Source organism: Aeromonas sp. R4-1, from assembly GCF_040908325.1.
Lineage (GTDB): Bacteria > Pseudomonadota > Gammaproteobacteria > Enterobacterales > Aeromonadaceae > Aeromonas > Aeromonas veronii.
Genome location: NZ_JBFODM010000023.1, coordinates 45,120 through 70,807 on the forward strand (window position 1 = coordinate 45,120; position 25,688 = coordinate 70,807).

The 25,688-nt window shown below is 58.0% G+C and carries 22 protein-coding genes; 14 read left to right on the forward strand and 8 right to left on the reverse strand.

Annotation, left to right across the window (positions count from 1 at the left end; all coding sequences use genetic code 11):
* Positions 1-17: 17 nt before the first annotated feature.
* The gene (gene bcp, locus AB5Y90_RS02625) at positions 18-482 is read right to left on the reverse strand and encodes a thioredoxin-dependent thiol peroxidase (protein ID WP_167573810.1); all 465 of its coding nucleotides are present in this window, start codon (positions 480-482) and stop codon (positions 18-20) included.
* Between the two features lie 24 nt (positions 483-506).
* Positions 507-1,040: a glycine cleavage system protein R gene (locus tag AB5Y90_RS02630; protein WP_005349229.1), complete on the reverse strand. Its 534-nt coding sequence runs from the start codon at positions 1,038-1,040 to the stop codon at positions 507-509.
* Positions 1,041-1,245: 205 nt separating this feature from the next.
* Here AB5Y90_RS02630 and dapA point away from each other — a divergent pair, with 205 nt between their 5' ends.
* The 3 genes from dapA (at position 1,246) to AB5Y90_RS02645 (ending at position 4,523) form a co-directional block, all read left to right on the forward strand.
* Positions 1,246-2,133, forward strand: coding sequence for a 4-hydroxy-tetrahydrodipicolinate synthase (gene dapA, locus AB5Y90_RS02635; RefSeq protein WP_113740504.1), 888 nt, complete (start codon positions 1,246-1,248; stop codon positions 2,131-2,133).
* Entirely contained in the window at positions 2,126-3,253 is a 1,128-nt protein-coding gene (gene bamC / locus AB5Y90_RS02640; RefSeq protein ID WP_005349235.1) for an outer membrane protein assembly factor BamC, read from the forward strand. Before dapA ends, bamC begins: the two co-directional genes overlap by 8 nt.
* Positions 3,254-3,419: 166 nt before the next feature.
* Positions 3,420-4,523 carry a phosphoribosylaminoimidazolesuccinocarboxamide synthase gene (locus tag AB5Y90_RS02645; RefSeq protein ID WP_265783925.1) on the forward strand — a complete coding sequence of 368 codons (1,104 nt, stop codon included), beginning with the start codon at positions 3,420-3,422 and terminating at the stop codon, positions 4,521-4,523.
* A 128-nt stretch (positions 4,524-4,651) separates the two neighbouring features.
* On the opposite strand, the gene AB5Y90_RS02650 is transcribed toward AB5Y90_RS02645, so the two are convergent.
* A complete protein-coding gene (locus AB5Y90_RS02650; RefSeq protein ID WP_021231956.1) occupies positions 4,652-5,254 on the reverse strand; it encodes a short chain dehydrogenase in 603 nt (200 codons plus the stop codon).
* Between the two features lie 97 nt (positions 5,255-5,351).
* Here AB5Y90_RS02650 and AB5Y90_RS02655 point away from each other — a divergent pair, with 97 nt between their 5' ends.
* The 4 genes from AB5Y90_RS02655 (at position 5,352) to AB5Y90_RS02670 (ending at position 8,273) form a co-directional block, all read left to right on the forward strand.
* Complete coding sequence (locus AB5Y90_RS02655; protein WP_307896878.1) at positions 5,352-6,251, forward strand: LysR family transcriptional regulator; 900 nt, start codon at positions 5,352-5,354, stop codon at positions 6,249-6,251.
* Positions 6,252-6,322: 71 nt separating this feature from the next.
* Entirely contained in the window at positions 6,323-6,964 is a 642-nt protein-coding gene (locus AB5Y90_RS02660; RefSeq protein WP_270820314.1) for a DUF2057 domain-containing protein, read from the forward strand.
* A gap of 74 nt (positions 6,965-7,038) precedes the next feature.
* Positions 7,039-7,485 (forward strand): HIT domain-containing protein, encoded by a 447-nt coding sequence (locus tag AB5Y90_RS02665; protein ID WP_005358267.1) that lies wholly within the window; start codon positions 7,039-7,041, stop codon positions 7,483-7,485.
* 89 nt (positions 7,486-7,574) lie between these two features.
* Positions 7,575-8,273 (forward strand): DUF3334 family protein, encoded by a 699-nt coding sequence (locus AB5Y90_RS02670; RefSeq protein ID WP_201989606.1) that lies wholly within the window; start codon positions 7,575-7,577, stop codon positions 8,271-8,273.
* A gap of 67 nt (positions 8,274-8,340) precedes the next feature.
* On the opposite strand, the gene AB5Y90_RS02675 is transcribed toward AB5Y90_RS02670, so the two are convergent.
* Positions 8,341-9,348, reverse strand: a complete 1,008-nt coding sequence (locus AB5Y90_RS02675) for a DUF2860 family protein (RefSeq protein ID WP_201989608.1) — start codon at positions 9,346-9,348, stop codon at positions 8,341-8,343.
* A 206-nt stretch (positions 9,349-9,554) separates the two neighbouring features.
* Between AB5Y90_RS02675 and arcB the strand changes: the two genes are divergently transcribed.
* The 6 genes from arcB (at position 9,555) to AB5Y90_RS02705 (ending at position 21,474) form a co-directional block, all read left to right on the forward strand.
* The gene (arcB, locus tag AB5Y90_RS02680) at positions 9,555-11,867 is read left to right on the forward strand and encodes an aerobic respiration two-component sensor histidine kinase ArcB (protein WP_201989610.1); all 2,313 of its coding nucleotides are present in this window, start codon (positions 9,555-9,557) and stop codon (positions 11,865-11,867) included.
* A 51-nt stretch (positions 11,868-11,918) separates the two neighbouring features.
* Positions 11,919-13,283, forward strand: a complete 1,365-nt coding sequence (dgt, locus tag AB5Y90_RS02685; protein WP_368166521.1) for a dGTPase — start codon at positions 11,919-11,921, stop codon at positions 13,281-13,283.
* 314 nt (positions 13,284-13,597) lie between these two features.
* Positions 13,598-13,801 (forward strand): hypothetical protein, encoded by a 204-nt coding sequence (locus AB5Y90_RS02690; RefSeq protein ID WP_076492755.1) that lies wholly within the window; start codon positions 13,598-13,600, stop codon positions 13,799-13,801.
* A 223-nt stretch (positions 13,802-14,024) separates the two neighbouring features.
* Positions 14,025-18,266: a transporter substrate-binding domain-containing protein gene (locus tag AB5Y90_RS02695; protein ID WP_368166522.1), complete on the forward strand. Its 4,242-nt coding sequence runs from the start codon at positions 14,025-14,027 to the stop codon at positions 18,264-18,266.
* A complete protein-coding gene (locus tag AB5Y90_RS02700) occupies positions 18,247-19,458 on the forward strand; it encodes an EAL domain-containing protein (RefSeq protein ID WP_368166523.1) in 1,212 nt (403 codons plus the stop codon). The genes AB5Y90_RS02695 and AB5Y90_RS02700 overlap by 20 nt, the downstream gene beginning before the upstream one ends.
* A gap of 39 nt (positions 19,459-19,497) precedes the next feature.
* Positions 19,498-21,474: a methyl-accepting chemotaxis protein gene (locus AB5Y90_RS02705; RefSeq protein ID WP_368166524.1), complete on the forward strand. Its 1,977-nt coding sequence runs from the start codon at positions 19,498-19,500 to the stop codon at positions 21,472-21,474.
* A gap of 53 nt (positions 21,475-21,527) precedes the next feature.
* On the opposite strand, the gene rfaH is transcribed toward AB5Y90_RS02705, so the two are convergent.
* From rfaH to metN, 4 genes are all read right to left on the reverse strand, one after another.
* The gene (gene rfaH / locus AB5Y90_RS02710; protein ID WP_042059913.1) at positions 21,528-22,028 is read right to left on the reverse strand and encodes a transcription/translation regulatory transformer protein RfaH; all 501 of its coding nucleotides are present in this window, start codon (positions 22,026-22,028) and stop codon (positions 21,528-21,530) included.
* Between the two features lie 96 nt (positions 22,029-22,124).
* Positions 22,125-22,925: a methionine ABC transporter substrate-binding lipoprotein MetQ gene (gene metQ, locus AB5Y90_RS02715; RefSeq protein ID WP_201989616.1), complete on the reverse strand. Its 801-nt coding sequence runs from the start codon at positions 22,923-22,925 to the stop codon at positions 22,125-22,127.
* Between the two features lie 25 nt (positions 22,926-22,950).
* The gene (locus AB5Y90_RS02720) at positions 22,951-23,604 is read right to left on the reverse strand and encodes a methionine ABC transporter permease (RefSeq protein WP_005339070.1); all 654 of its coding nucleotides are present in this window, start codon (positions 23,602-23,604) and stop codon (positions 22,951-22,953) included.
* Positions 23,585-24,628, reverse strand: coding sequence for a methionine ABC transporter ATP-binding protein MetN (gene metN / locus AB5Y90_RS02725; RefSeq protein ID WP_204419570.1), 1,044 nt, complete (start codon positions 24,626-24,628; stop codon positions 23,585-23,587). Before metN ends, AB5Y90_RS02720 begins: the two co-directional genes overlap by 20 nt.
* Positions 24,629-25,133: 505 nt before the next feature.
* Between metN and AB5Y90_RS02730 the strand changes: the two genes are divergently transcribed.
* Complete coding sequence (locus AB5Y90_RS02730) at positions 25,134-25,589, forward strand: hypothetical protein (protein ID WP_368166525.1); 456 nt, start codon at positions 25,134-25,136, stop codon at positions 25,587-25,589.
* Positions 25,590-25,688 lie beyond the last annotated feature (99 nt).

Here is a 25,688-nt window from a genome sequence, read left to right on the forward strand (position 1 = left end):
AATAATGCAGAGAAGGGTTACCCCTTGAGGAAATCCAGCACGACTTGATGGTGATCGCTGGTCTTGAACTTGTCGAAGTGGTGGGCAATCTTGCCATCTTCGTCGATGAGGAAGCTCTGGCGGTGAATACCATCATACTCCTTGCCCATGAACTTCTTCGGGCCCCAGACGCCAAAGGCATCGGCGACGGCGTGGTCCTCATCAGCCAGCAGGGTGAAGTTGAGCTGGTCCCGCTCTTCGAATTTCTTCAGACGTTTGGCCGGATCAGGGCTGATGCCAAGCACCACCACATTGAGGGCGGCCAGTTCGGTGTTCACATCGCGCAGGCTGCAGGCCTGGGTGGTGCAGCCGGGGGTCATCGCCTTGGGGTAGAAATAGACCAGCACCTTCTTGCCGCGCAGGCCAGCGAGGCTGACCTGATTGCCATTCTGGTCGGGCAGGGAGAAATCGGGGGCGGGGCTGCCAGCTTGTAGTGGTTGCATGGGGTCTCCTCGGGTAAAACGCTCTCAGGCGTGTTTGCGATTGACGATAAACTCGAACGATTCGGCACCCAGTTGACGACAGAATTCGGCGAAGGCGGTTTGCGAACCTTCCACTTCACCCTCTCTGGCCAGATTGAGCTGAAAACTGATCTTCAGCAGGTTGAACGGCTGCTGCTCCAGGGTCATGGATTGCATCGCCTGAATGTTCCAGCCATGTTCGCTGAAGAACTGGGTGCACTGGCTTACGATGCCGGGCTCGTCGCGGATCAACAGGTCGGCACTGGCGCGGACGTCATACTGCAGGGACTGGTGGCGTTCGGTGCGTTTCATCATGGTGATGAGATCCCACTCCTGGCTACGCAGGGGCAGGCTGATTTCGAGTTGCATCATGCTGTTCCAGTCGCCCGAGAGCAGCATGATAAAGGTAAATTCATTGCCGAAGATACCAAGGCGGCTGTCCACAATGTTGCAACCACAACCACTGACGTGGCGGGTCACTTCATTGACGATGCCAGGCCTGTCCGTGCCGATGGCCGTTACGACCAGGTAGTGAGTCATAAATCTTCTCTCGTCCGTTATTTCGTTGCGAAAGCCGCGCTGGCAAGCCAACCCTCCGGCCCTGATGACCACTCCCTGAGGGGCGCTGCCGACTTTCGTCCATTACTTTTTGTTCCGGATGGTATCACGGCTTGCCCCCTCTCTCCCTTGTTTTTCAAAGGGGTCAGCTTTACCATTACGCCCCTGAAAATCGGGAGAAAAGTCCATGTTACGCGGTAGTATTGTTGCGCTCGTTACCCCCATGCTGGCTTCAGGTGAAGTCGATTGGGCCAGTCTGGCCAAACTGGTCGACTATCATGTCAGCGCCGGGACCAGCGCCATTGTTGCGGTGGGTACCACGGGGGAATCGGTGACCCTGAGCGAGCAGGAGCATATCGCCGTCGTTGAAAAGACCGTTGAGTATGCCGCCGGACGCATTCCCGTCATCGCCGGTTGCGGCTCCAACAATACCGCCCACGCCATTGAGTTGACCAAGCGATTGGCCAAAACTGGCGTGGTGGCTGGCCTCTCGGTGACTCCTTACTACAACAAACCCACTCAGGAAGGTCTCTATCGCCACTATTGTGCGATCGCCGAGGCTAGTGGTCTGCCCCAAATTCTTTATAATGTGCCCGGTCGCACCTGTTGCGATCTCAAACCGGAGACCGTGGCCCGTCTGGCCAAGGTTCCCGGCATTATCGGTTTGAAAGAGGCAACTGGCGATTTGAGCCGCACCCCGCTGCTGCGCGAGCTGTGCGGGCCGGAGTTTGCTCTTTACAGTGGCGACGATGCCACTGGTTGTGATTTTATGCTGCAAGGTGGCGATGGCGTGATTTCGGTCACCACCAATATTGCAGCGGCCCAGATGGCCGACATGTGTCGTGCTGCGCTGGCCGGTGATGCCGGGCAGGCGCATGACATCAACAATCTCTTGATGCCGTTGCACAAGACTCTGTTCTGCGAACCGAGCCCCACCCCGGTGAAATGGGCCTGTGCCCAACTGGGGTTGATTGCAACAGCCACCTTGCGCCTGCCGCTGGTTGACCTCACCCCCGAGGGCGAACAGCTGATGGCGCGAGCACTGACCACAGCGGAGTTGATGGCGAGTGTTTAAATCTAATGGAAAGGGAAATAGAGCCCGTCTGGTGCTGAGCGTTGCGACTGTGGCCGTCTTGGCCGGTTGCAGCACCCCCCAGGATCGCAAAATGGCCAACCGCGACTTCGGTTATGAAGATGCCCGCCTCGAGGGCCGCGCGTTCTTGATCCCCGCAGGATTGAGTGCCCCCACCTTCAACAGCCAGTACGACATCCCGCCGCTTCCCGAGAGCAGCCGTGAAGGTGCCCTCGGCGCCCAGGTCGATGTGCGCCCACCCGCTCAACTGCTGACCGTGGTACCGGGCAGTCAGGTGGTGCAGAGCGCAACCGAACCGACCGTTGCCTTCTATGCCCTGAGCACCAGCCAGAGCGTGGAGCGCGATACCTGGTCGTTCCTGATGAACTTCCTGGCCAAATACAAGGTCACCACCGAGAAGCTGGATCAACAGGATGGCGTATTGCAGACCGGCTGGTTTGACAACACAGTAGCCCTCGATGGCTGGGGTGAAGATGACGAAGATTTCAAAATCCGTCAGCGTTACCAGTTCACCGTGCGCAACGATGCCCAGCGCCACGCCGTCAACATGTCGGTCCGGGTACTGGATCACGAAGAGACCATCGACGGCGAGACCAGCAACAAGCTGACCCCTGCCGATGCCCAGCGCTATGCCGCGCGGGTGCTGAACCAGTTCTCGCTCTATTACGACAGCCAGCTGAAAGCCCGCGAGCAGCACAAGTCCAACGATGGCATGGGTCTGCAACTGGGTCTGGACAACAACGAACTGAGCGCCTGGATTGCCGAAGGCTCCTTTGATCAGGTGTGGCGTCGCCTCAACCAGGTACTGCCTGCTTACGGTTTCACCATCAAGGATACCCAACAGTCTCTGGGCTGGATCGACGTCGAATACGAAGAGCCGGGCGCCGAGTTCTGGAAGGCGAAAGGGAGCGAGCCGTTCAAACTGGAGGAGGAGAAATACCGCTTCCAGCTTGGCGAAATGGCGGGAGGCAAGACCTCCATTACCCTGTTCGACAAGGACAAGAAGCCGGTATCGTCCGGGGTTATCTCCCAGATGTATATCAGCCTGTCCGAGGCGTTCGCCAAGGGGCTGGCCGATCAGGCAGCAGCAAAAGCAGAATAAATACAGGGGCCTTGTGCCCCTGTTTTGTTATCAAAATCCCCCTGAAAACGCGGGGATTCCGAGCGGTTTTCGATGATGCGAGCCCCCTTGCCAGCCGTTGCAAACAGAGCGCGCAGGTGAGGGACTCGCGATGTTTACCCCCCACAAACAGGAAGTGTTATTAGCCATGAGTCTTGCAGATCAAGTATTGGCGGTGAATGACGATTTGCCGATCCGTACCGATAAACCTGTCCATTCCGGCAAAGTGCGCAGCGTCTACTGGTTGACCCCCGAAGACAGTGCCCGGCTCATAAAAGAGAAAGGCTATGATGTGCCGGCCGATGCGCCCCTCGCCCTCATGGTGATCAGCGATCGCATCTCGGCCTTCGATTGCATCTGGCAAGGTGTGGATGGCCTGAACGGCGTACCGGGCAAAGGGGCTGCGCTTAATGCCATCTCCAGCCACTGGTTCAAGCTGTTCAAGGAGAAGGGACTGGCCGACAGCCACATTCTGGATATTCCGCACCCCTTCGTCTGGATCGTGCAAAAAGCCCGTCCGGTGATGATCGAGGCGATTGCCCGCCAGTACATCACTGGCTCCATGTGGCGTGCCTACAAGGATGGCGAGCGCGAGTTCTGCGGCATCACCCTGCCGGAAGGGCTGAAAAAGGATCAGAAACTGCCGGAGATCCTCATCACTCCCTCCACCAAGGGCGTGCTGAAAGGGCTGGATGGCGTGCCGGAAGCCGATGACGTCAACGTCTCCCGTGCCGATATCGAGCGCCACTATAAAGGCTTCAACTTCAGCAAACCGGCCGACATCGACCGCTACGAAGTGCTGCTCAAAGAGGGCTTCAACGTCATTAGCGACGCGCTGGCTGGGCTGGATCAGATCTTCGTCGATACCAAGTTCGAGTTTGGTTACGTCCACGATGCCGCCGGCAACGAGAAGCTGATCTACATGGACGAAGTGGGCACCCCCGACAGCTCCCGTATCTGGGATGGCGCGGCCCTGCGCGACGGACAGATCGTCGAGAAGTCCAAAGAGGGTTTCCGTCAGTGGCTGCTCAACCACTTCCCGGATCCGGACATCCTGCTCAACAAGAACCGCATGCCGGAACGTTTTGCCCTGGCCCGCGACAACAAGCTGCCGACCGAAGTGATAATGGATATCTCCAACACCTATGTCGGGATCGCCGAGAAGATCATCGGCCACAAGCTGGCGCGTTCTGCCAATCCCAAGCAGGAGATCATCGAGGTGCTGCGCGATCAGTACGGTCTGATCGACTAAGGGTTGCTCTCTTTTTTTGTCGCCAACAAACAAACGTTTGCTGGCGGCGAAGGAGAGAGGCAGAGAAACAGACGGGCCCCGCTATGGGGCCCGTTTTTATTGCTGGTCTGGCGGCAAGCGAGCGGCGCTCAGCCGTTCACTCTGAACACCTGACCGGTCTGGATGCCCAGCACCGACTTCTTGTAGGCCTGCGCCACCTTGGCGGCGGGTACCGGCACGAACCCCGGGAAGAAGTCGGCGTATTTGTCCATCGACTCCGCCAGCACGGTGGGGCTCACCACGTTGATGCGAAGGCCGCGGGGCAGCTCGCAGGCGGCCGCTTTCACAAAGTGATCGATGGCGCCGTTGACGGTGCTGGCGCTCACCCCCCAGTTGATCGGCTCCTCGCTCAGAATACCGCTGATCAAAGTGATGGAACCCTTGTCAGTCAGATAGGGAATGGCGGCTCGGGTCAGGTTGATCTGGCCCATCAGCTTGCTCTCCAGTCCCACCTGCCACTGCTCGTCGGTCATCTCGGTCAGGCCGTTGAAGGCCACACTGCCGCTGGCGACGACCAGCGCATCAAACTGGCCCACCTGGGCAAACAGCGCCTTGATGGAGGCGGGATCGCGCATATCGACCGTGGCATCGCCACGGCTGTGGCCGACCCGGATCACCTGATGATCTTTGGCAAGCAGTTCACTGACAGCGGAGCCGACGGTGCCGGAGGCACCCACAATCACAATTTTCATCTGCATCACTCCTGGTTGGGATGTATAGATTCTAGCGCAACAGAAAATGCGAAAAAGCGCGTAAAATAAACCCATTGTTTCCATATTGGAGCTAATGATGGATATCGCCCATCTGGCCAGTTTTTACGAGGTGGTGCTGCGCGGCAGTTTCTCGGCTGCTGCCGATACGCTGGGGGTCAGCAAGGGGATGCTGAGCCGCCATGTCAGTGCGCTGGAGACCTCCCTCAATGCACAACTGTTGCAGCGCACCACCCGCCGCCTCAGTCTGACCGAGGCGGGCAAGGCCCTCTACCAGCAGGCGGGGGAGAGCTTCGCGCTGGTTCGACAGGCGGAGCAGGATATTCAGGCGCTGACCGAAGAGGATAGCGGAAGACTGCGTTTTACCTGCCCGGTCAGTACCGGCGATCGCATGGTGAGTGAGCTGCTGACCAGTTTTGCCGCGCTCTGCCCGGGGGTGGAGGTGGAGCTCAATTTCACCAACCAGATGGTCGACATGAGCCAGGGGGAGAACGACATCGCCCTGCGCGCCATGAACGAGGTGCCGGACAATCTGGTGGCCCTGCCGCTGGGGCGGCTCAAGGATGTGGTGGTGGCCAGCCCCGCGCTGGTGGTGCGAGAGGGGTATCCTGCCACTCCCTATGAGCTGAGCGGGCGCAGCTGCCTGTTGCAGGGGCACAATCCGGCCTGGGAGCAGTGGCACTTTATCCGTGAGGGGGAAGAGGCCCACATTCTGGTGCAGGGCAAGGTGCGGGCCAACCACTACAGCACAGTGTTGCAACTGGCGCGCGCCGGTATGGGCTATGCCAAGTGCCCGCTGATGCTGGTGGAATCGCAGCTGACGGCAGGAGAGCTGGTGACCGTGCTCGACGAGTGGCAGAGCGGGCTGCATCAGCTTCATGTGCTGCATGCCCAGCAGCGGCGGGTGCCGCGCAAGATCAGGCTGTTCAAGCAGGTGCTGGCCCAGTGGTTTGCCGAGCGACCCCACTACCTTCTCTGAGCGGCGTTATTTTTCTGTCATCTTCGGCTGCTACCCTGCGCCCATCATCGGCATCAGGAAGATCAGCGGGAATGAAGAACAATAGAGGGTTGACCGGTTTTGTACTGCTCTGTGCAGTCTTGGGGGCCGGCAGTGTACAGGCCATGGTGGACGTGAAGGTGCCGGAGAATTTCCGCATCCTCGCGGTGAGCAACGGCACCTTGCAGGATGAGCAGCATGCCACCCTGGCGGATGGCGAACAGCAACTGCTGGTGCGCTTCGAGGGGGTGATCCCCAGTCGCAGCAGCAGCGAGAATGATCGGCAGGTACGTTCCGAGCCGCAGGTGGTGCGCTATCAGGGCAGCAATCAGCATTTGCAGCTGACGGCCAGCGTACCGGGAGACGAGCGGGGGATGCAGGCCTATGCCAAGGATCCGGTGGTGGCGCTGCAGGAGAATGGCCGCGCGCTTGCCATCCAGCAGGATGTGCTGGTGACCAGTGGCATGCTGCTTGGGGTGGATTGGAATGGCAAACTGGCTGAATACAACCGCAGCGGCGGCAAGGCGGCGCTGACGGCCGTCGCTGTGACTACACAACCAACCGCTACGCTCTCCGGTGGGGCGCAACCCGTTGTGGCTGCCAGCGAGCTGGAAGGGCAGTTGCAGCAGTTGTTCCTCCAGGCAGACCCGGCCCTGCGCAAGCGCTTTATCGGTTGGGCCGTGCCACAGCTTTAAGTTTTCTGCCCGTTGCAGTAACGTGGACACTCCTTTTTTCAGGCGCTCTGTTCATCGTACTCAACGAGGTTTTCATGTTTGAATTGCATTCACGCCTGCAGGCAGATACCCGGTGGCTCGGGGATCTGCCCCTCTGCCGTGTCTTGCTGGCCAAAGACAGCCAGTATCCCTGGCTGATCCTGGTACCGCGAGTAGCCAACCTGCGGGAAATTCACCATCTGGCGCCGGAGCAGCAGCAACAGCTGATGCAGGAGTCCTGCGCCGTCGCCGCCCTGATGGAACAGGCCCTCAGCCCGGACAAGATCAACATCGGCGCGCTGGGCAATCTGGTGCCGCAACTCCATCTTCACCATGTAGCCCGCTTTGCGACGGATCGCGCCTGGCCAGGCCCCATCTGGGGCGCTCATCCGGTCGTGCCTTATGAGCCACAAGTTTTGGCACAGCAGGCCGATATATGGCGTGCCCGGCTCGCCAAGCTGAGCGGTTTCACCCCTGTGGCTGCTGATAATGGAGTCAACTGAGAGGCGTGTCGCTATTTCAGTCTCCGGGCCGCGCCATCTGTTAGAGTTATGGTATAGATAAGCCCATTTTCGATGTTCAGGAAGGTCCCATGATAGTGACAAGATCCGATGACGATGCCGTATTGACCACAGAGGATGTGCTGCTCAGCCTGTGCAACTCGGTGACGGACGTTTTGAGTGCCGCGACCATGAGTCAGGTGCGGTTTTCCGGCATGGTGCAGCGGATCAGCAAGACCTGCCTCAAGCCGGATATCGGCTGCTTCGTGCTGTTCGATGGCGGTTTTTCCGGTCTGGTGGTGATCAACTTCTCCGCCGCCGCCGCCATGGAGCTGTACGAGAGCTACATGCTGAGCATGGGGCTCTCCAAGGAGGATCTCGCCATCTCCCACACCTCTGACGAGGTGAGCAACGTGATGGGCGAGCTGATGAACCAGATCGTCGGCAGCTTCACCGTCAAGGTGGGTCGGGATCTGCAGACCCACATCACCCAGAACCAGCCGAAGATGCTGGCCCTCAACAAGCAGGTAATGCTGAGCGTCGATACCAATCTCGACAGCCCGGAGTCCCGCCGCGTTACCTTCTTCACCGCCCGCAACAACATCTTCTATCTGGAGCTGGCGATGGACAAAACCGAGTTCATCCGCATCCACAATGAGGGGATGGAGCACGAGGAGCTGGATCCCGATGCGCTGATCGCCCAGGCCAAGCAGGATGCCGCCAAGCAGGCTCAGGCTGCGGCCCCGGTTGCCAACGATCACGACGATCTGCTCGACTCTCTGGGTATCTGAAGCAAACGCCGGATAGCAACAAGGCCACCTTCGGGTGGCCTTGTTGTATCGGTGCGCACAACTGTCGTTAGAAGTTGTAGAGCAGGCCGGTGTTGAACATCACTGATTCAGAATCGTAGAAGTTGATGTCGGAATCGGACTTGGCATAGCCAGCGGTAAAGGTTGCGGAGAGCGGAGCAATACCGAACAGGCGGTGCCAGAAGAAGGTGCCGGTCAGGGCAAACTCGTCGGAGTCGGCTTTTTTGTTACCAAAGTCAGGGATTGGATTGGCTTCATCATATTTGGTCTGGCCCAGATAGGCGTTGCTGACGAAAGACCACTGGGAAGCGCGCATGCCGTAGGTCAACTGGAGGCCGTTGCTCTTGTAGCTTTGGGCGCTGCCGTCCAGATCGGCTTGGCGGTAGATAAAGGCTGGCTCCAGAATTTGACCGGGTGCCAGCTGCCATTTGTAGGAGAGGTCGAGGGCGTGGATCTTGCCGTTGCGATCCAGCTTGGCTGCATAGTTTGTCTGGTTATCCTTATCGTATTGCTGGCCGCTGCGTTCCTCATCCACCTCGATGTTGCGGGTGGTCAGGCTGCCATTGAAGTTGCTACCCCAGATGCTGTCCCAGGCGAAGCGCACCCCTTTTGACTTGATATCGGTCGACTGGCGATCAACGCCTACGGCGAAGGGATCGCTCCACTGCTCGGTCGGCATGGCATTAAAGACCACGGAGCCAGCTACGATGCCCTTGTCGCTCATCTCCTGACGGATACCGAGCTGCTGGGTGAAGTCGAAACGGATGGCATCCTGGATCAGGTTACCGAGGAAGACCTGGGTGCGGGTATCGGCAAAGGTGTAGCGGATATCGGCGTTGAGCAGCGGGGCAACGGCGGAGCTGCTCTCGGCACTGCCCAGTCCGCTCAGGCGGCGGTTTTCATCATCACCACTATAAAAATTCGATTCGTAATTGATGACACTGACCCCGCCAAGCAGGAAACCGGACCAGCCAGACTCCTTGGGAATTTCACCCAAATCAGCATAAGCACTATTTGCGACCAGCAGGCCCAGGCCCAGCAAGGTGGTATTGCGCATCGGATAACTCCTAAATTAAATGGTTGTGAATTATTTCAGCCGGTGAGTATAAAGAAAAAAACTTAATGGCAACTGACTCAATATTGCCAATTATCCTAACCCACTCATTTCATTCGGCGAATCGTTAATTAATTGTGCGAGATTAAGAAGAGTTCACTCGGTTGTGCTGGTATTCTGTACCGCGAATATCGGGGGAAAACAATAAGATGAAACAGATTAAATCCTGGGCGCAATATTATGTCGATCTGATGACCAAGCTGGGACTGGTGCGCTTCAGCATGTTCCTGGCGGCGGGCATTATCGTGCTGGCGGTCGCCATCCAGATGGGGGTGACCCTGTTCCTGCGCGGCAATATCGATGTGATCGACTTCGTTCGCTCGGTCTTCTTTGGCCTGCTGGTGACTCCCTGGGCGGTCTATTTTCTCTCCATCGTGGTGGATCAGCTGGAGGATTCCCGTCAGCGACTGAGCCGGATGGTGCGCAAGCTGCAAGATATGCGTGAGCGGGATCTGGAGCTCAATACCCAGCTGCAGGAGAACATCAGCCGCCTCAACGCCCAGATTGCCGAGACCAACCGGGCCGAGAGCCTGCGTCTGCAGGCCATCGAGGATCTCGAGAACGAGGTGTTCCAGCGGGAGAAAGCCCAGCTCCATCTGGGGGAGCGTACCGCCCTGCTGCGCTCCTTTATCGACTGCTCCCCCGATCTGGTCTACTACCGCAACGAGGATGAGCAGTTTTCCGGTTGCAACCGCGCCATGGAGGAGCTGACCGGCAAGGTGGAGGCCGAGCTGATCGGTCTGACCCCGTTCGATGTCTACAAGCAGGAGATCGCTAACAAGGTGGTGGAGACCGACAAGCAGGTTTTTGCCAGCAACGAGCCGCTCACCTACGAGCAGTGGCTGGAGTATCCCGATGGCCGTAAAGCCTACTTCGAGCTGCGCAAGGTGCCCTTCTTCGACCGCTTCGGCAAGCGACTCGGCCTGCTCGGCTTTGGCCGCGACATCACCGAGCGCAAGCAGTATCAGGACAAGCTGGAGAAGGCGAGCCGCGACAAGACTACCTTCATCTCCACCATCAGCCACGAGTTGCGCACCCCGCTCAACGGCATCGTGGGCTTAAGCCGGATGCTGATGGATACCCCCCTCGATCCCAAGCAGCACCAGCAGCTCAAGACCATTCACCTGAGTGCGGTGACCCTTGGCAATATCTTCAACGACATCATCGATTTGGACAAACTGGATCGCCGTCGTCTCGAAATTGCGCCGACCCGTATCGATCTGCCCGCCTTCCTCGACGAGCTGGAGACCCTGTCGCGTATTCAGGCGGAGCAGAAGGGGCTCTATCTCCATTTCGATCGCGATGGCGACATGCCGCAATTTGTGATGGCTGACGGCACCCGCCTGCGTCAGGTGCTGTGGAATCTGGTGGGCAACGCGGTCAAGTTTACCGATGAGGGGGGCGTCACCGTGCGTTGTCTCTCCCATCCCGCCGACGAGCCGGGCAAGCTGGCCCTGCACTTCGAGGTGGAGGATACCGGCATCGGCATCCCGCGCGCCCAGCAGGAGAAGATCTTCGCCATGTACTATCAGGTGCAGGGCAAGAAGCACGCCACCGGCACCGGCATTGGCCTCGCGGTCTCCCGTCAGCTGGTGCAGGCGATGGGCGGGCAGCTCTATGTGGACAGCGATCCGGGCGAAGGCTCCTGCTTTACCGCCGAGCTGGAAGTGGCTTGCGCCGAGCCTGTGTTGCCAGAGCAGGAGGATGAGATGCCCTCCCTCGATATCCTGCTGGTGGAGGATGTGGAGCTTAACGTGACAGTAGCCTGCGCCCTGCTGGGCAAGCTGGGTCATCAGGTGCAGGTGGCACGAGACGGCACCCAGGCGTTGGCGATGGCCAACCCGGATGATTTCGACCTCATTTTGCTCGATATCCAGCTGCCGGACATGACCGGCTTTGATGTGGCGAAAACCCTGCTAGAGCGTTATGGCGACAGCCTGCCACCCATGGTGGCGCTCACCGCCAACTCTACCGGCGATCGCCAGTATTATCGGGATCACGGCATGCAGGATGTCATTAACAAGCCGCTTGGCTCCAAAGCGGTGCGGGAGGTGATTGGTCACCTGTTTGCCGATCTGGCCGAGGATGAAGCGGACGAGCAGGCGGATGCGGGCAACCAGGATGCCCTGCTGGATATCCCCTTCCTCACCGATTACGCCGATACCGTGGGAAAGCAGGTGCTGCTCTCCAGCGTTGATCTGTTCGAGAAGATGATGCCGGACTACATGGCGGTGCTCGACTCCAACATGATTGCCAAGGATCAGGCCGGCGTGGTGGAAGAAGCACACAAGATAAAAGGGGCGGCAGGCTCCATCGGTCTGCGTCGACTGCAGCAGACGGCCCAGCTGATCCAGAGCCCGGATCACCCCGCCTGGTGGGAAAACGTGGAAGACTGGATTGAGACGCTGCGCCGGGAATATCCGGGCGATATCGCCCGTCTGCGGCGCTGGTTGCTGTCTTGAGGCTGGAGGTTGTCTTGAGTCTGATGGAAGTTGCTGGCAAGGAGCTGCGAGATGTATAGCCGTTTGATTACCCCTGCGCGCATCCACCCTTGGGGAGACGAGGATCTGCTGGAGGCGACCGAGCAGGATCGCGCCCGTATCGTGCAGGCGGCGCCGGTGCGCCGGTTGCAGCAGAAGACCCAGGTCTTTCCGCTCGATGTGAAGGCCTCGGTGCGCAGTCGCCTCACCCACTCGCTGGAGGTGCAGGAGACCGGTCGCCAGATCAGCCGTCGTATTCTGGCCGCCTTGCCAGTCGGGATGGTCTGCGAAGGGGCCTTTATCAATCTGGTGGAGATGTCCTGCCTGCTTCATGACGTGGGCAACCCGCCGTTTGGCCACTTTGGCGAGCAGGTGATGAGCCAGTGGCTCGGCGAGATGCTCGATCCCCTCTATCAGCAGGCGCTGGCGCAGCCACCTTCGGCCCAGTGGGCTGAATTGCGTCAGGATCTGCAACTGTTTGATGGCAACGCCCAGAGTCTGCGGCTGGTGCACAGCTTGCACGAGCTCAACCTGACACTCGGACAACTGGCGGCACTCTGCAAATACCCGCAGCAGCCGCAACCCGGGGTGAGTTATGGCCAGCATCATGGCTGGAGCAGCAAGCGGGGCATCTTCTTTAGCGAGCAGCCGCTCTACCGCGCCCTCGGTCAGAGCCTGGGATTGGCCCCCGGCTGCCGTCATCCGCTGGTCTACATCATGGAGGCGGCCGATGACATCTCCTACTGCATCGCCGACCTGGAAGATGCGGTAGATCGGAGGATCCTGACTCAGGGTGAACTGCTGGCGGCGCTGCGAGCTGCTGACCAGAGTGACTACATGGGCACCTTGCTGGATGAGGCGCTGGCTTCTGGTCGGGGCTTTTTCCCCCATTTTCGCCAGCAACTTACCCGGGATCTGGTTGCGCTGGCGGCGCAGAGCTATGTCAGCGAACATCAGGCCATTTTGCAGGGATCCTATCCGCAAGCGCTGCTGCACGGTCAGGCGCCGGCGGCGCGGGTGCTCGATATCCTCAAACGGGTGGCCCGCGAGCTGGTCTTTATGCGCCCCGAGGTGGAAGCGCTTGAGCTGGAGGGGTATGCGGCGCTGCGCGGGGTGCTGACCAGTTATGCCTGCCTGTTGTCGCTGCCAGCGCCACAGTTTGCCCGTCTGCTGGCCGGGGAGGGGAGTCAGGCGCTGTTCTTTGCGCGCCGCCTCTATCACCGTCTCTCGGCCCGCCATATCAAGGCCTATCGATTGGCGATTGCCACCCCGGATCCGCGATTTGCCTGCCAGAACGAGCAGGAGTGGTATTACCGGGTGCGGTTGCTGCTCGATTATGTCAGCGGCATGACGGATACCTATGTACTGGAAGAGTACCGGCTACTCTCGGGGATCTGATGCCCCAGGCTCCTGTCGGGCAGCATAAAATGCCGTAAAAACGTTTAAAAAGGAGTCGCAAGAGGCTTGTGTTAAATTCGGATATTTTTTAGACTTCTGCAACCTGTTCAACTTTTACCCGGTAAGGAGACGAAAATGCAACATCTGATGCTCAATATTGCATTCTCTCGCGGCACTGCGTGCGGCGTGAAATCTCGTGCTCTTTTACCGCGTGGCGTAAACAGGTAACCCCTGTCTTTTTATCACCCGCGGTTCGTCCCGCAGGGTGATATCCACTTTCTCCGGGAGAACCGCATGTTCAACTGGAGAATGTCATGTCTATCGAACTGGTTTTACTGCGCAGTGTTGAATCCCTGGTCCAGAAAAGGATTGCCCGGGTCGAGCGTCGTCTCGTGCAGGTCAATCTGTCACCCGCCCTGCTCAGGGATATCGGGCTGGAAGGATATCAGGGTCAAATCGCCCTCGTTCGCGAGCGGGAGTATCAAACCGGCTTCCGCCTCGGGAATCGAATAACCTGATCGCGAAGGGGAGAATAAGATCCCCCTCGCTAGTGAAATGGCAGGCTGCATGCCTGCCATTTTTCCATCTTGCGGTTGATTCCAGGTTCACATGTTGGTGACTCAGTATTATCCTCTCCGCCCTCATTGTAACAGCTGCGATTGTTTTCTCGCCTTGCGTCGTCAGGATCTGCAAGATTAGAGGTGGCAGCCCTATCTGTTTTACTTATCAGGACAAGACCTTATGCCACTCCTTCGTCAGCTTTTTCTTCCCATTTTGCTGTTGTTTTCAGGCATGCTGGCTGTTGCGGCTCCCCAACCGCAAGATGAGAGCACAAGTAACGAAATTTCTGCACAAAAGGAGCTGCTGGTCGGGGTTCCCCGTGGTGGTTATCCCCCTTTCATCTATCAACTCCCCAACCTGCGTTATGCCGGTCCGCTCAAGGAGCTGGCCTCGCGTATTGCAGCCGAAATGGGCGTGTCATTGCGTTATATCCCCTACAACTCCTACGTAGATGCCCAGATTGCTCTCCAAGGTGGCCAGATCGATGCATTAATCGGGGTCGAACGTAATGCTCTTGAGCTGAAGGGGATAAACCATATCGGCAGTATCGGTTCATATGCCCGCTCCATTTTAATGCATACCCCGGATCAGCAATTGACCCTGGAGCAGGCGCGCAAGTTACGCTGGGTCTGTATTCGCGGGTTTGGCAGTTGTAATGAATTGGCGCGTTTGGGGATCTCTGATGTAACTGAGCTGGAGAGCCGCACTGAGGTGACCTATATGGTCAAGCTGGGCGCTGTCGATGCATATCTTGAGTTGGGGCCAATTGTTACCCTCAAGATGGAGAGAATGCCAGCGTCAATGGGGGTTGTCGCTCCTGGGTGGCTTTCTGGCAGCACGTTGACGATGGCGACCAGTTCCCTCCAGCCAGAACTGAGTGAGAAGCTTTGGCAGGCATATCAACGGATACCCGTTGCAGACTCACGATTACGGTTGCATCAGGAAGATGAACGCGCCAACGCTGGTCTGTTGCTGGAACCAGATGAGGCTAGTTGGCTGAAGCAGAGAAACAAGGTCATCAAGTTCGCCGTTGCCCCCGGATTTGCCGGCATCAGTGAAATCGATGACGAAGGTGAATTGCATGGCTATACGGCAGACCTGATGAAGTTATTGAGTCTGCGCTCCGGGATCCGCTTTGAGCTGGCGTCGACAAATACCTGGCAGGAGTCACTTAAACTGCTGAAAGAGCACAAAGTGGACCTTATTCCCTTGATGACACCGCTCAAGGATCGTCAGTCCTTTGCCTCTTTTACCTCCTCCTATCTGAAGTTCGACAGCTATGTTGTAGCCAGACACGGTGCTCGCCCGCTGAAGTCGTTGGTCGAGCTGAAAGGGCGTCTGATTGGTGGTGTGACGGGCTCTTACGAAGCCTCTCTCATTCACGCGCTGGGCGCCAATATTATCGAAGTAGGCAAAGATGCCGATTTACTGACCTTGCTTGATACTGGGCGAGCCGAATATGTGCTGTTGACCATGACCAATCTGGGACAGCAGGCGATGAAGGGGTTCAATGATAAGTATCAGGTGGTGCTGAGCTCTCCCGAATTTTCCGTACCTATCAGTATGGCCGTCGACAATGCTCAGCCCGAGTTGCTCCGAATCATGGACAAGTTGCTGCTGACCATCACGGATGAGGAGTGGCAACTGCTGGAACGACGCTGGCTCAATGTGTCGGTCAATATCGAGTCTGATTACACCCTGATTTACAAATGGTTGGCCATAGGGGGGGGCGCCTTGCTCGTCAGCGGTTTGCTGGTGATGTTCTGGGCTCGCAGTTTGCGTCGCCAGATTGCGCAGCGCAAAATCGCAGAGGACAAGCTGAACGAACAGTTGCTGTTTGTGCAGACCTTGCTCAACTCACTGCCAACCATGGTGGCGCTACGTGATAGCGAGCAGCGGATCACCTTGTGCAATCAGGCCTATCGCGATGCTTTCCTCGGTGCTGGCAGTAGCAGTGAGGAGCTGCAAAACATGCCAGAGACACTCAGAAACAGTGTGTTGGAAGAAGAGCGTTTGGTGTGGCAGACCGGACAGGATCTGGAGGGGGCAGGCAGTAACCTGCGAGCTGATGGTACGCCCTGCCATGTTATCTATGCCAAACGCCCTTATCGCGATCCCGATGGCAATATGCTGGGGGTGTTGACAGTACTGACCGATGTCAGCCGGATCAAGGAGGCGGAGGAGCGCGCCCGTCAGGCTGAAAATCGCCTTACCCAGATTACCGACAGCATGCCTGGGGTGGTCTATCAGTATTTGTGGCAAGGACCCGGCAAGGGGCGGTTTTTGTATGCCTCTCAGGGGGCCCGCGAGATCCTCGGGGCTTCCCGGCAGGATCTGTTCAATGCCGAATCGGGTGGTGAGGTGTTCGGCTTTACCGAAGAAGCGCTGCAGGATTTTGTCAGCAAGGTGGCCAATCATGCCGAGACTCTGGCGCCCCTCGATCTGGAGGTCAAGGTGGAGCGACCTGATGGAGATCGCTATCTGCAAGTACGTGGCAACTTTGTCAGACAGGAGCAGCAGGCATTGATCCTTAACGGGGTGATTCAGGACATCACTGCCCTCAAGCAACAGGAATATGAGCTGCGCGAAGCTCGCGCCTATGCCGAGCAGGCGATGCAGGCTCGCAGCCGCTTTTTGGCAACCATGAGCCATGAGCTGCGCACTCCCATTTCAGGCATGCATGGCATGCTCGAATTGCTGCAAATGAGCGAGCTCAACGACGACCAGCGTTTTATGGTGCGCAATGTGGTCACCTCGACCAATAACCTGCTCTATCTGGTCAATGACATCCTCGATTTCTCCAAGATAGAAGCGGGTCAGTTGCAGTTGAATTACCAGAGCAGCCGGTTGCAAACGGTGATCTGCGATGCCATTCGTGGCCATGCGGCACTGGCTCATAACAAGGGGCTCAACGTGGTGCTGGAGTGGGAGCATCATGTGCCGGATTGGGCCGACATCGATGGGGTGCGTATCGGTCAGGTCATCTCCAACCTGCTCAACAATGCGGTGAAGTTTACCGAACAAGGGGGGATTACTATCCGGGTCAGCTACCTGAGCGAGCAATTGACCATCAGTGTCAGTGACACCGGCATCGGGATCGCCGAAGAGAAGCAGGCGCTGCTGTTCACGCCTTTTGAGCAGGTGGAGTCAGATATCAACCGTCGTTTTGGTGGCACCGGACTGGGGTTGGCAATCTGTGAGCAGCTGGTATGCAAAATGGGGGGGGCACTGACACTGACCAGCAAGGCAGGAGAGGGCTCCAGCTTCCGTTTTACCGTGCCGCTAACCAATCCGCAGTGGGATCCCCCAGCTCTGGCTGACACAGAATGGTGGTTTTTCAGCGATGACACTAACCTCGAAGCGGCCATGGTGCGGCAGGGGGCCAAGCTCAGGTACTTGGGGGCCAGTGAGCTCAGTCGCTCACTGGACGGGTTGCTGTTGGCCGATCAACGGTGGCTTGAGCAAGCGCTGGGAGGGGAATGGCAAAGCTGGCTGCAACACTCTGCGCTGAAGGGGATCATAGCGTCACCCGATGAGGCGTTACGGGGTCGGATTGGTGAACAAAAATGGTGGCGTCTGGGTCTATCTCCTCTCTATCCGGATCTTCTGCTGGAGAGTTGCCACGAATTACTACAGGAGCGGGTCACACCAATCCTCCCTGCGCTTGCAGAGAAGCTGGGTGGCAAAGTACTGGTGGCCGATGATCATCCGGTCAATCGTGCCTTGCTGGCACGGCAGTTGGCCATTCTTGGTATCGAGGCTCAGGTTGTGGAAGATGGCGAGAAGGCTCTACGGGCCAGGCAGGGACAGCAATTCTCTCTGCTTTTGACTGATTGCCATATGCCGGTGATGGATGGTTATGCTCTGACCAAGGCGTTGCGGGCTGCGGGAGTGACGGCCCCCATCATTGGGGTAACGGCAGATACGTCGGAAGAGGCGAGTGCTCGTATGGTAGAGGCTGGCATGAGTGACATGTTACTGAAGCCCTACCCGCTGGATATCTTGCGCCAGATGCTGGCCCATTGGCTGGCAGAGAGGACGCCAACCAGAAACGCGGTTGCTCCAGTTGATGGGGCTACAGGCACTCAGGCTGAGCGCTGGTTGGCGCTGTTTGGTGACGAGCTGACTGCGCGAGCCATGGCGGTGGAGTATCTCGATTCCAATCGGCAGGATGGCGAGGCCATGATGGCAGCACTGATTTGTCATGATGCCAGCGCCTTGGTCGAGACAGCCCACCGGATCAAGGGGGCTGCCCGAATGGTCGGGTTGGAGGAGCTTGCCAGTCAGGCCGCCATGCTGGAATCGGCTGCGCGATTGAAGCGGCTCGACGAGCTCGACGATCTGGTCAGCCCAGTGCAGAGGTTGATGACGGCGATTGCCCACGACATTGGATTATGGCTCGATGAAAAAAGCACAACATGAGTTGGTCATCATGGTCGTGGAAGACCATGGATTTCAGCGCAAGGCGCTGCTGCACCAGATCCGCAGCCTGGGTTACCCGAATCTGCTGGAAGCGGTTGATGGTGTCGAGGCGTTGGCGCTTAGCCAGCAACACAACGTCGATATCCTGTTTTGCGATCTGCGAATGCCCGGAATGGATGGCATGGCGCTGTTGCGCCGCCTGTCGCTGGGTGGTTTTCAGGGCGGCATTATCCTCTCCAGCGCGCTTGAGGGGGATGTGGTGGAAGCTGTGTTGCGTATGAGTACCGCTTATGGCTTGCAGGTGCTTGGTCGCATAGAGAAACCCTCAACGCCGCAGCAGCTCCAGCGGCTTATCCAGGCTTGGTCACCCCGGCAGGAACCCCTCAGGGAGGAAGAGGGGCACAGAATAGGACTCGATGAGTTGCGTCGGGCGATCGAGCAAGATCAACTGCTGCCCTGGTATCAGCCCAAGGTGAGTTTTGCATCCGGCGAGTGGGTCGGGATGGAGGCGTTGGCCCGCTGGCAACACCCCGAGTTTGGCCTGATCCCTCCCGGGCGTTTTATTTCACTGGCGGAGAGCAACGGGCTTATCGATCCGTTGACCGAGGTGATCATCAGCAAATCTCTGAGTGATGGTCATTTATGGGAGGAAACCGGGTTGTCACTCAATCTGTCGATGAACCTCTCTACCACCTCACTCATTGAAGGGGACCTCTGCAACTTATTGATTGATCAGTGCAAGCGCTGGAGTATCAATCCGGAGCTTATCACTCTGGAGGTGACCGAGAGCGCATTCGTACAGGATCTGGGCAAGTCTCTGGAGGTGCTGACCCGGCTAAGGATGCATGGCTTTGGCCTCTCCATCGATGATTTTGGTACCGGCTACTCCTCAATGCAGCAGCTGGCACTGTTGCCGTTCACCGAACTCAAGCTGGATCGCTCCTTTGTCGATCGCTGCCATGCCGATCCGTCACGTTTGGCTATCATCGAGTCCAGTATCGAGTTGGCCCGCAAGCTGGGGCTGAAGTCGGTGGCGGAAGGGGTAGAGGATGAGGCGACCTGGCGAGTGCTGGCTCAGCTCGGTTGTGACCTCTGTCAGGGATTTTTCTCTGCCCGCCCGATGCCGCGCAGTGAATTGGCTAATTGGCACCGGACTTGGCAAGATAGATTGCCTACACTGATATCTATCTGATTCTGTTGGCTGGATCCCTCCGTTTGAACAAGGATGTTCATGAAAATCTCAAGTAAGTTGCTGCTCAGCTTCGGTTTTATCAACCTGCTGATCCTGCTCTCCTCTACGCTGGTCTATTACCGGCTGACCCAGATCAATCAGGCCCAACACACCCTGCTGGAGCAGGCGCTGCCCGCTTTGCAGCGGGATGAGGCGAGCCAGAAGGCACTGGTTGCCACCGTTTCTGCCTTGCGTGGCTATCTGATCCTCGGCAAGGATCCGGCTCAGGCTTCCCGCCTCAAGCAGGAGTGGGAGTCGGCCTGGCAAGCCATCGCCCATCAGGCCTTCAGTCCGGCGCTCGCCAAGTCTCTCGAGACCTTCAAAAGCAATCAGGAGAAGGTGTGGACCATCGCCCAGAGTGAAGAGAATCTGCCCGCTCACACCCTGATGTTGCAGGAGGCGGGGCCGCTGGCGGAGGCTGCGCTCGATCAGCTGCAATCCTTTGCCAATGAAGAAGTTGGTACTCCGCAGGATCAACTCTCCGGCGATCGCCGCATGCTGCTCAAACAGGTGGGGGATGCCTATAACAGCCTCGCCAACGCTCTCTCAGCCCTGCGGGATTTTCTTATCTCAGGCGACCCCGAATACCGCAGCAAGTATCAGGATTACTACCAGTTTCATCAGCAGCGTGTGGCTGAGGTTAAACAGCAAGCCGCGCTCTTTACTGACACCCAGCAGAGCCTCTGGCAGCTGTTTGAAGAGATGGCGACCCCCTTCTCCGAGTTGGTGGGGCAGGTGATCGAGAAACGCCAGGCGCCGGATTGGGATCAGGCAAACTACCTGATGGCCACCGACATCGAGCCGATGCAGTCCAGCCTCAGTGAGCAGCTGGTCCAGCAGGTGGAGAAAACCCGTGCCGAGGTGGATCAGATTTCGGCGCAGATGACTGGAGCCGGGAGGGCCATCAACCAGACTCTGCTGTTGGCTACCGGCAGCGCCATCGTGCTTGGCATGGTGGTCGCCTGGCTCTTTAGTCGCCGTCTGACCCGTGACATTACCTGTCTGGTGACCCGGGCGGCGCAGGTTGCGGATGGCCGGCTGGCGGCCGAGCCCTTGCCAATCACAGGGCAGGATGAGTTGGGAGAATTGACCGGTTCCATCAACCGGATGTCTGCCCAGTTACATCATCTGGTCGGGGAGTTGCAGGGGGCTGTGGGGCAGGTCGAGGTGGCCTGTCTCGATGTGGGCAGCACTACCAGAGCCATAGTGGCGGATCTGACGGAGCAGGATCAGCGGGTCGATGCGGTGGCGGCGGCTATCGATCAGATGTCGGTTAGCGCCCGTGATGTGGCTGGCAACATTGCCGGTGTGGCGGATGGTGCCCATCAGGTGCGGCAGCAGACCCGTCAGGGAGAGGCCGCGCTGGCACGAATGAGCGATACCATGCAGCAGATTGCCGCCATGATTGGACAGGCCAACGAAGCCATGGGGCTGCTGGAGCATCAGAGTGAACAGGTGGGGCAGATCACCGAGGTGATCGCCACTATAGCCGAGCAGACCAATCTGCTGGCACTCAATGCGGCGATAGAAGCGGCGCGGGCAGGCGAGCAGGGGCGTGGTTTTGCGGTGGTGGCCGATGAGGTTCGCCAGCTGGCAACCCGCACCCATCAATCCACCGCCGAGATCAGCCAGACTATTGCGGCCATCTCCCAGCAGACTCGCCAGACGGTAAGTACCGTCAGCAGCGGAACCCGGTTGGTGGAGCAAGGGCGGGATGCAGTTGGATTGGTGACCGATACCCTGAGTGCCATGAACCAGCTGGTGCAGTCGCTGTCGGGTCAGCTGGAGGCCATTTCGGTGGCGACCGAGCAGCAGTCACGGGTGGCCGCCGAGGTGGCCGGGACGGTCGATGACATTGCCGCGCTCAGTCGGCAATCCTGCCAACGCAGTCAGCAGGGGGAGGAGATCGTAGCCAGACTGGCTGGCGATACCGGCAAGCTGACGGCGGTGATCGCCCGCTTTGATCTTGACGCGTGAGATGGCGGGATCACCCCGCCCTTACCATTTATCCGGTCGTTTGGACTGTTGGTTTAGTCCAGCCGTCTGAAGGCGTGGTTGTCGAAGCTGCTGGTGGTTTCGCGATTGAGCAGGCTGACCAGCAAAATCGCCCGTTTGTCCCCATCCGGTTCCATGTAGATGGCTTCGAAGCCAGCCAGTGGCCCCTCTTCAATCAGCACCTTGTCGCCCGAGCAGGGCAGGTTGGCGTAGCAGGCTCGTGCCTCGTCGCTGTCATCACGACTCATCAGCTGATAGACCAGCTTGCTGCTGATCGGGGTCCATTCACTGCCAAAGTGGATGATCCGGCTGATGCCACGGGTCGATTTCAGGGTGACCGGTGTCACCTCTTCCAGATCGACGAAGATAAACAGATAGTTGGGAAACATGGGTTCCCGTACCGGAACTCGCTTGCCCCGGCGCAGCTTCTCGATCTCCACCATGGGGTAATAGGATTCGATACCCTGGGCATCGAGGTGGGCGCGGGCGCGGGCCTCTTCTTTTGGCTTGCAGTAGGCCAGATACCATTTTTTCATATTATGAGTATGTTCGTGTTGCCGTGCTCGCGGATATGATAGCGGCGCCAATAAAAAAGGCCACGCATTGCGTGGCCTTTTTTGCCAAGTGAGCAATTACCAACCTTTTACCAGGCCACCCTTGAACAGCTCGAGACCCTTCTTGTAGACCTCGTCGGTCTGATAGGACTGGACGAACTGTTTGACCTTCTCGTCATCCTTGTTGTTGTCGCGTGCAACGATCAGGTTGACGTAGGGGGACTCTTTGTCTTCAACAAACAGGCCGTTTTCGGTCGGGGTCAGACCAATCTGACCGGCGAAGGTGTTGTTGATGATGGAGAGATCCACATCTTCCAGTGAACGGGGCAGTTGGGCTGCTTCCAGTTCGACAATCTTGAAGTTGCGCGGGTTGCTGGCGATATCCAGCACGGTGGCTTCCAGACCGGCGCCATCCTTCAGGGTGATCAGACCCTGTTTGGCCAGCAGGATCAGCGAGCGACCCAGGTTGGTCGGATCGTTCGGTACCGCGATCTGGGCGCCATCTTTCAGTTCGCTCAGCGCCTTGATCTTCTTGGAGTAACCGGCAATCGGGTAGACGAAGGTGTTGCCAACCGGCACCAGCTTGAAGTCGCGATCACGTACTTGCGCATCCAGATAGGGTTTGTGCTGGAAGGCGTTGACGTCGATGCTGCCATCGTTCAGCGCCACGTTCGGGGTGACGTAGTCGGAGAAGTTGACCACCTCGACTGTCAGACCGTATTTCTCTTTGGCGACTTTGGCAGCCACTTCAACCAGTTCGGTCTCCGGGCCGGCAATAGCGCCCACTTTCAGAACCTTGCTCTCTTCTTTTTGACCGCAACCGGCCAGAACCAGACCAGCCAGCAGGGCAGCCGCAACGGATTTGATGCCAAATTTCATAAAACCTCCTGTCAGAAATCGACGATTAACGATGATCACATTTGTTGACCAGGCGCTCACCCGCGCTCTGGATAAGTTGAACCAGTACTACCAGGATAACCACGGTCACCAGCATGACGGTCGGGTCAAAGCGCTGATAACCATAACGAATACCCACATCCCCCAGACCACCGCCACCGATGGCCCCGGCCATGGCCGAGTAGTTCACCAGAGTGACGAGGGTAATGGTGACACTGTTGAGGATGCCGGGCAGAGCCTCGGGCAGCAGCACCTTGGTGATGATTTGCAGCGGCTTGGCGCCCATCGCCTTGGCCGCTTCCAGCAGGCCGTCCGGCACTTCCATCAGGGCCCCTTCCACCAGACGGGCAATGAAAGGGATGCAACCGACAGTCAGCGGCACGATGGCAGCGATGGTGCCGATACTGGTGCCGACAATCAGCCGGGTTAGCGGAATGATGGCGACCAGAAGGATGATAAAGGGCACCGAGCGACCCACGTTGACCACCATACCCAGAGTACGGTTGAGCAAGGGGTTGGCCAGGATCTGGCCCGCCTTGGTCACGTGCAGTGCCACGCCGAGCGGCAGACCCAGCAGGCAGCCGAACAGAGCGGAGGCAAACACCATGATCAGGGTGTCGCCCAGGGCCGTGATGAGCAGATTAATCATGGCTTCGGACATAACCCATTACCTCCAGCTGAATGTGGTTGTCGATAAGGAACTGCTGGGTGGCCTCGCATTGGGCTTCATCCCCGAACAGCTCGGCCAGCAGGAAACCGAATTTGACGCCACCGGCGTACTCGATGTCCGCGCTCAGAATGCTGATGTCGATATTGAACCGGCGGCTCGCCTCGGAGATCAGCGGCGTATCGACTGTGCTGCCGGTAAAGCCGAGCTTCACCAGCGGGTAGCTGCCCGGCACCCGCTCACTGCTCATCCGATCCTGATACTCCTGCGGTACCTCCAGATGGATGGTGGAGTGGATGAAGTCACGGGCCAGCTGGGTTTTGGCGTTGCTGAAGAACCAGGCCACTTCGCCCTGTTCGATCAGACGGCCGTCGCTGATGATGGCCACTTCGTCACAGATCCCTTTCACCACGTCCATCTCGTGGGTGATGAGCAGGATGGTGAGCCCCAGCTTGACGTTGATCTCCTTGAGCAGGGTCAGGATCGAGCGGGTGGTCTGCGGGTCGAGAGCAGAGGTGGCCTCGTCGCAGAGCAGCACCTTGGGGGCCGGTGCCAGTGCGCGGGCAATGGCGACGCGCTGTTTCTGACCGCCGGAAAGCTCGGACGGATAGGCCTGGGCACGGGCTTCCAGCCCGACCAGTGCCAGCAGCTCGGCAACCCGTTGCTGGATCTTCTCTTTGCTCCAGCCCGCCAGCTCCAGCGGAAAGGCGATGTTGGCGGAGACGGTGCGGGAGGCAAGCAGGTTGAAGTGCTGGAAAATCATCCCGATCTGGCGGCGAGCCTGGGTCAGATCCCGTTCGCTCAGGGCGACCAGATCCTGGCCATCAACGATGACTTGACCCTCTGTCGGGCGCTCCAGCAGGTTGACACAACGAATGAGGGTACTCTTGCCGGCACCGGAGGCACCGATTACCCCGAAAATTTTGCCTTGGGGTACATGCAGACTCACATCACGCAGGGCGTGCACGGCGTCACTGCCTGTACCGTAGACTTTGTTGAGACCGATCAACTTAATCATGGATTCTTCCGTGCTAACAGCCTTAAAGCACAGGGCGCTACAGGCGGGGAAATTGGGCAGAGGTTCCACTGGGTTACTCTGTCATCCTGGAGGATGATGCTAAGATGTCTGGATGGCCATGTCAACGCATGTTTTTACGTCTAGACGTCTAAAAAAGTGATAAGGATTCCTGTCAGGCGGATAACGATCAGAATGGTATTGTTGCTCTTCCAGATCCTGTTTCGTCCCTGCGGCAGATAACCGAATTAAAGATGGTTTATATCGGGTAAATGCTGGTTTTATTAGTGTGTCAGCCCGTTTCTGTTCACATCTGCTGTCGAGCCTGATGCTCCTCCATCGTTGCACAAATTGCTGCACAAATCGTTCCCTATTCGTGACCGGATCACCTGATCGCCACTTTGTCGGCGCCAACCTTGATGCAGCGCAAGGGGGGCGCGGATAGGGATTGGGTCGGTGGCGCCGGTTTTTTATACTGATGATGTCGACAAGCATGGAGGGCAGTGCGATGAGATTCCAACAGATCAAAGAGTTGCTGCACTATCTTGAGCAGGTTCATCACCAGCTCGGACTCTGTTACGGGCGTTTGACCAGTCAGGTGGACAGCGAACGTAGCCGGATGTTGCTGGTCTATCTGCAAGGGCGTGAGGATGCGGCCAGTGCCCATCTGCACGAATATGCCGCTCAGCTGGGAGAGGCGATCAGGGAGACCTGGCTGAACCAGAGTTTCAGCGAGGATATGCTGCCGGCCATTACCCGCTTCGAGCTGCCAGCATCAGTCCAGACCCAGGATATCGTCACTCAGGTATGCCGCTGGGAAGAGCAGCTGGTGGGCGAGCTGAGTCATCTGGCCCGGGAGTGCCCGACACCGGCCACCACCGCCTTGCTCGAGAATCTGGCCAGGCTGGAGCAGACCCGCCTGACCCGACTGGTGCACGGAGTGCACCGACTCGATGACATGTAACAAGTGATGGCGGTCAGGCACGCAAGATAGCGGTCAAACAAAAGGGCCCGGCAGCAGTGCCGGGCCCTTTCCATTGGATATCTGCTGATTTGCCGTGAG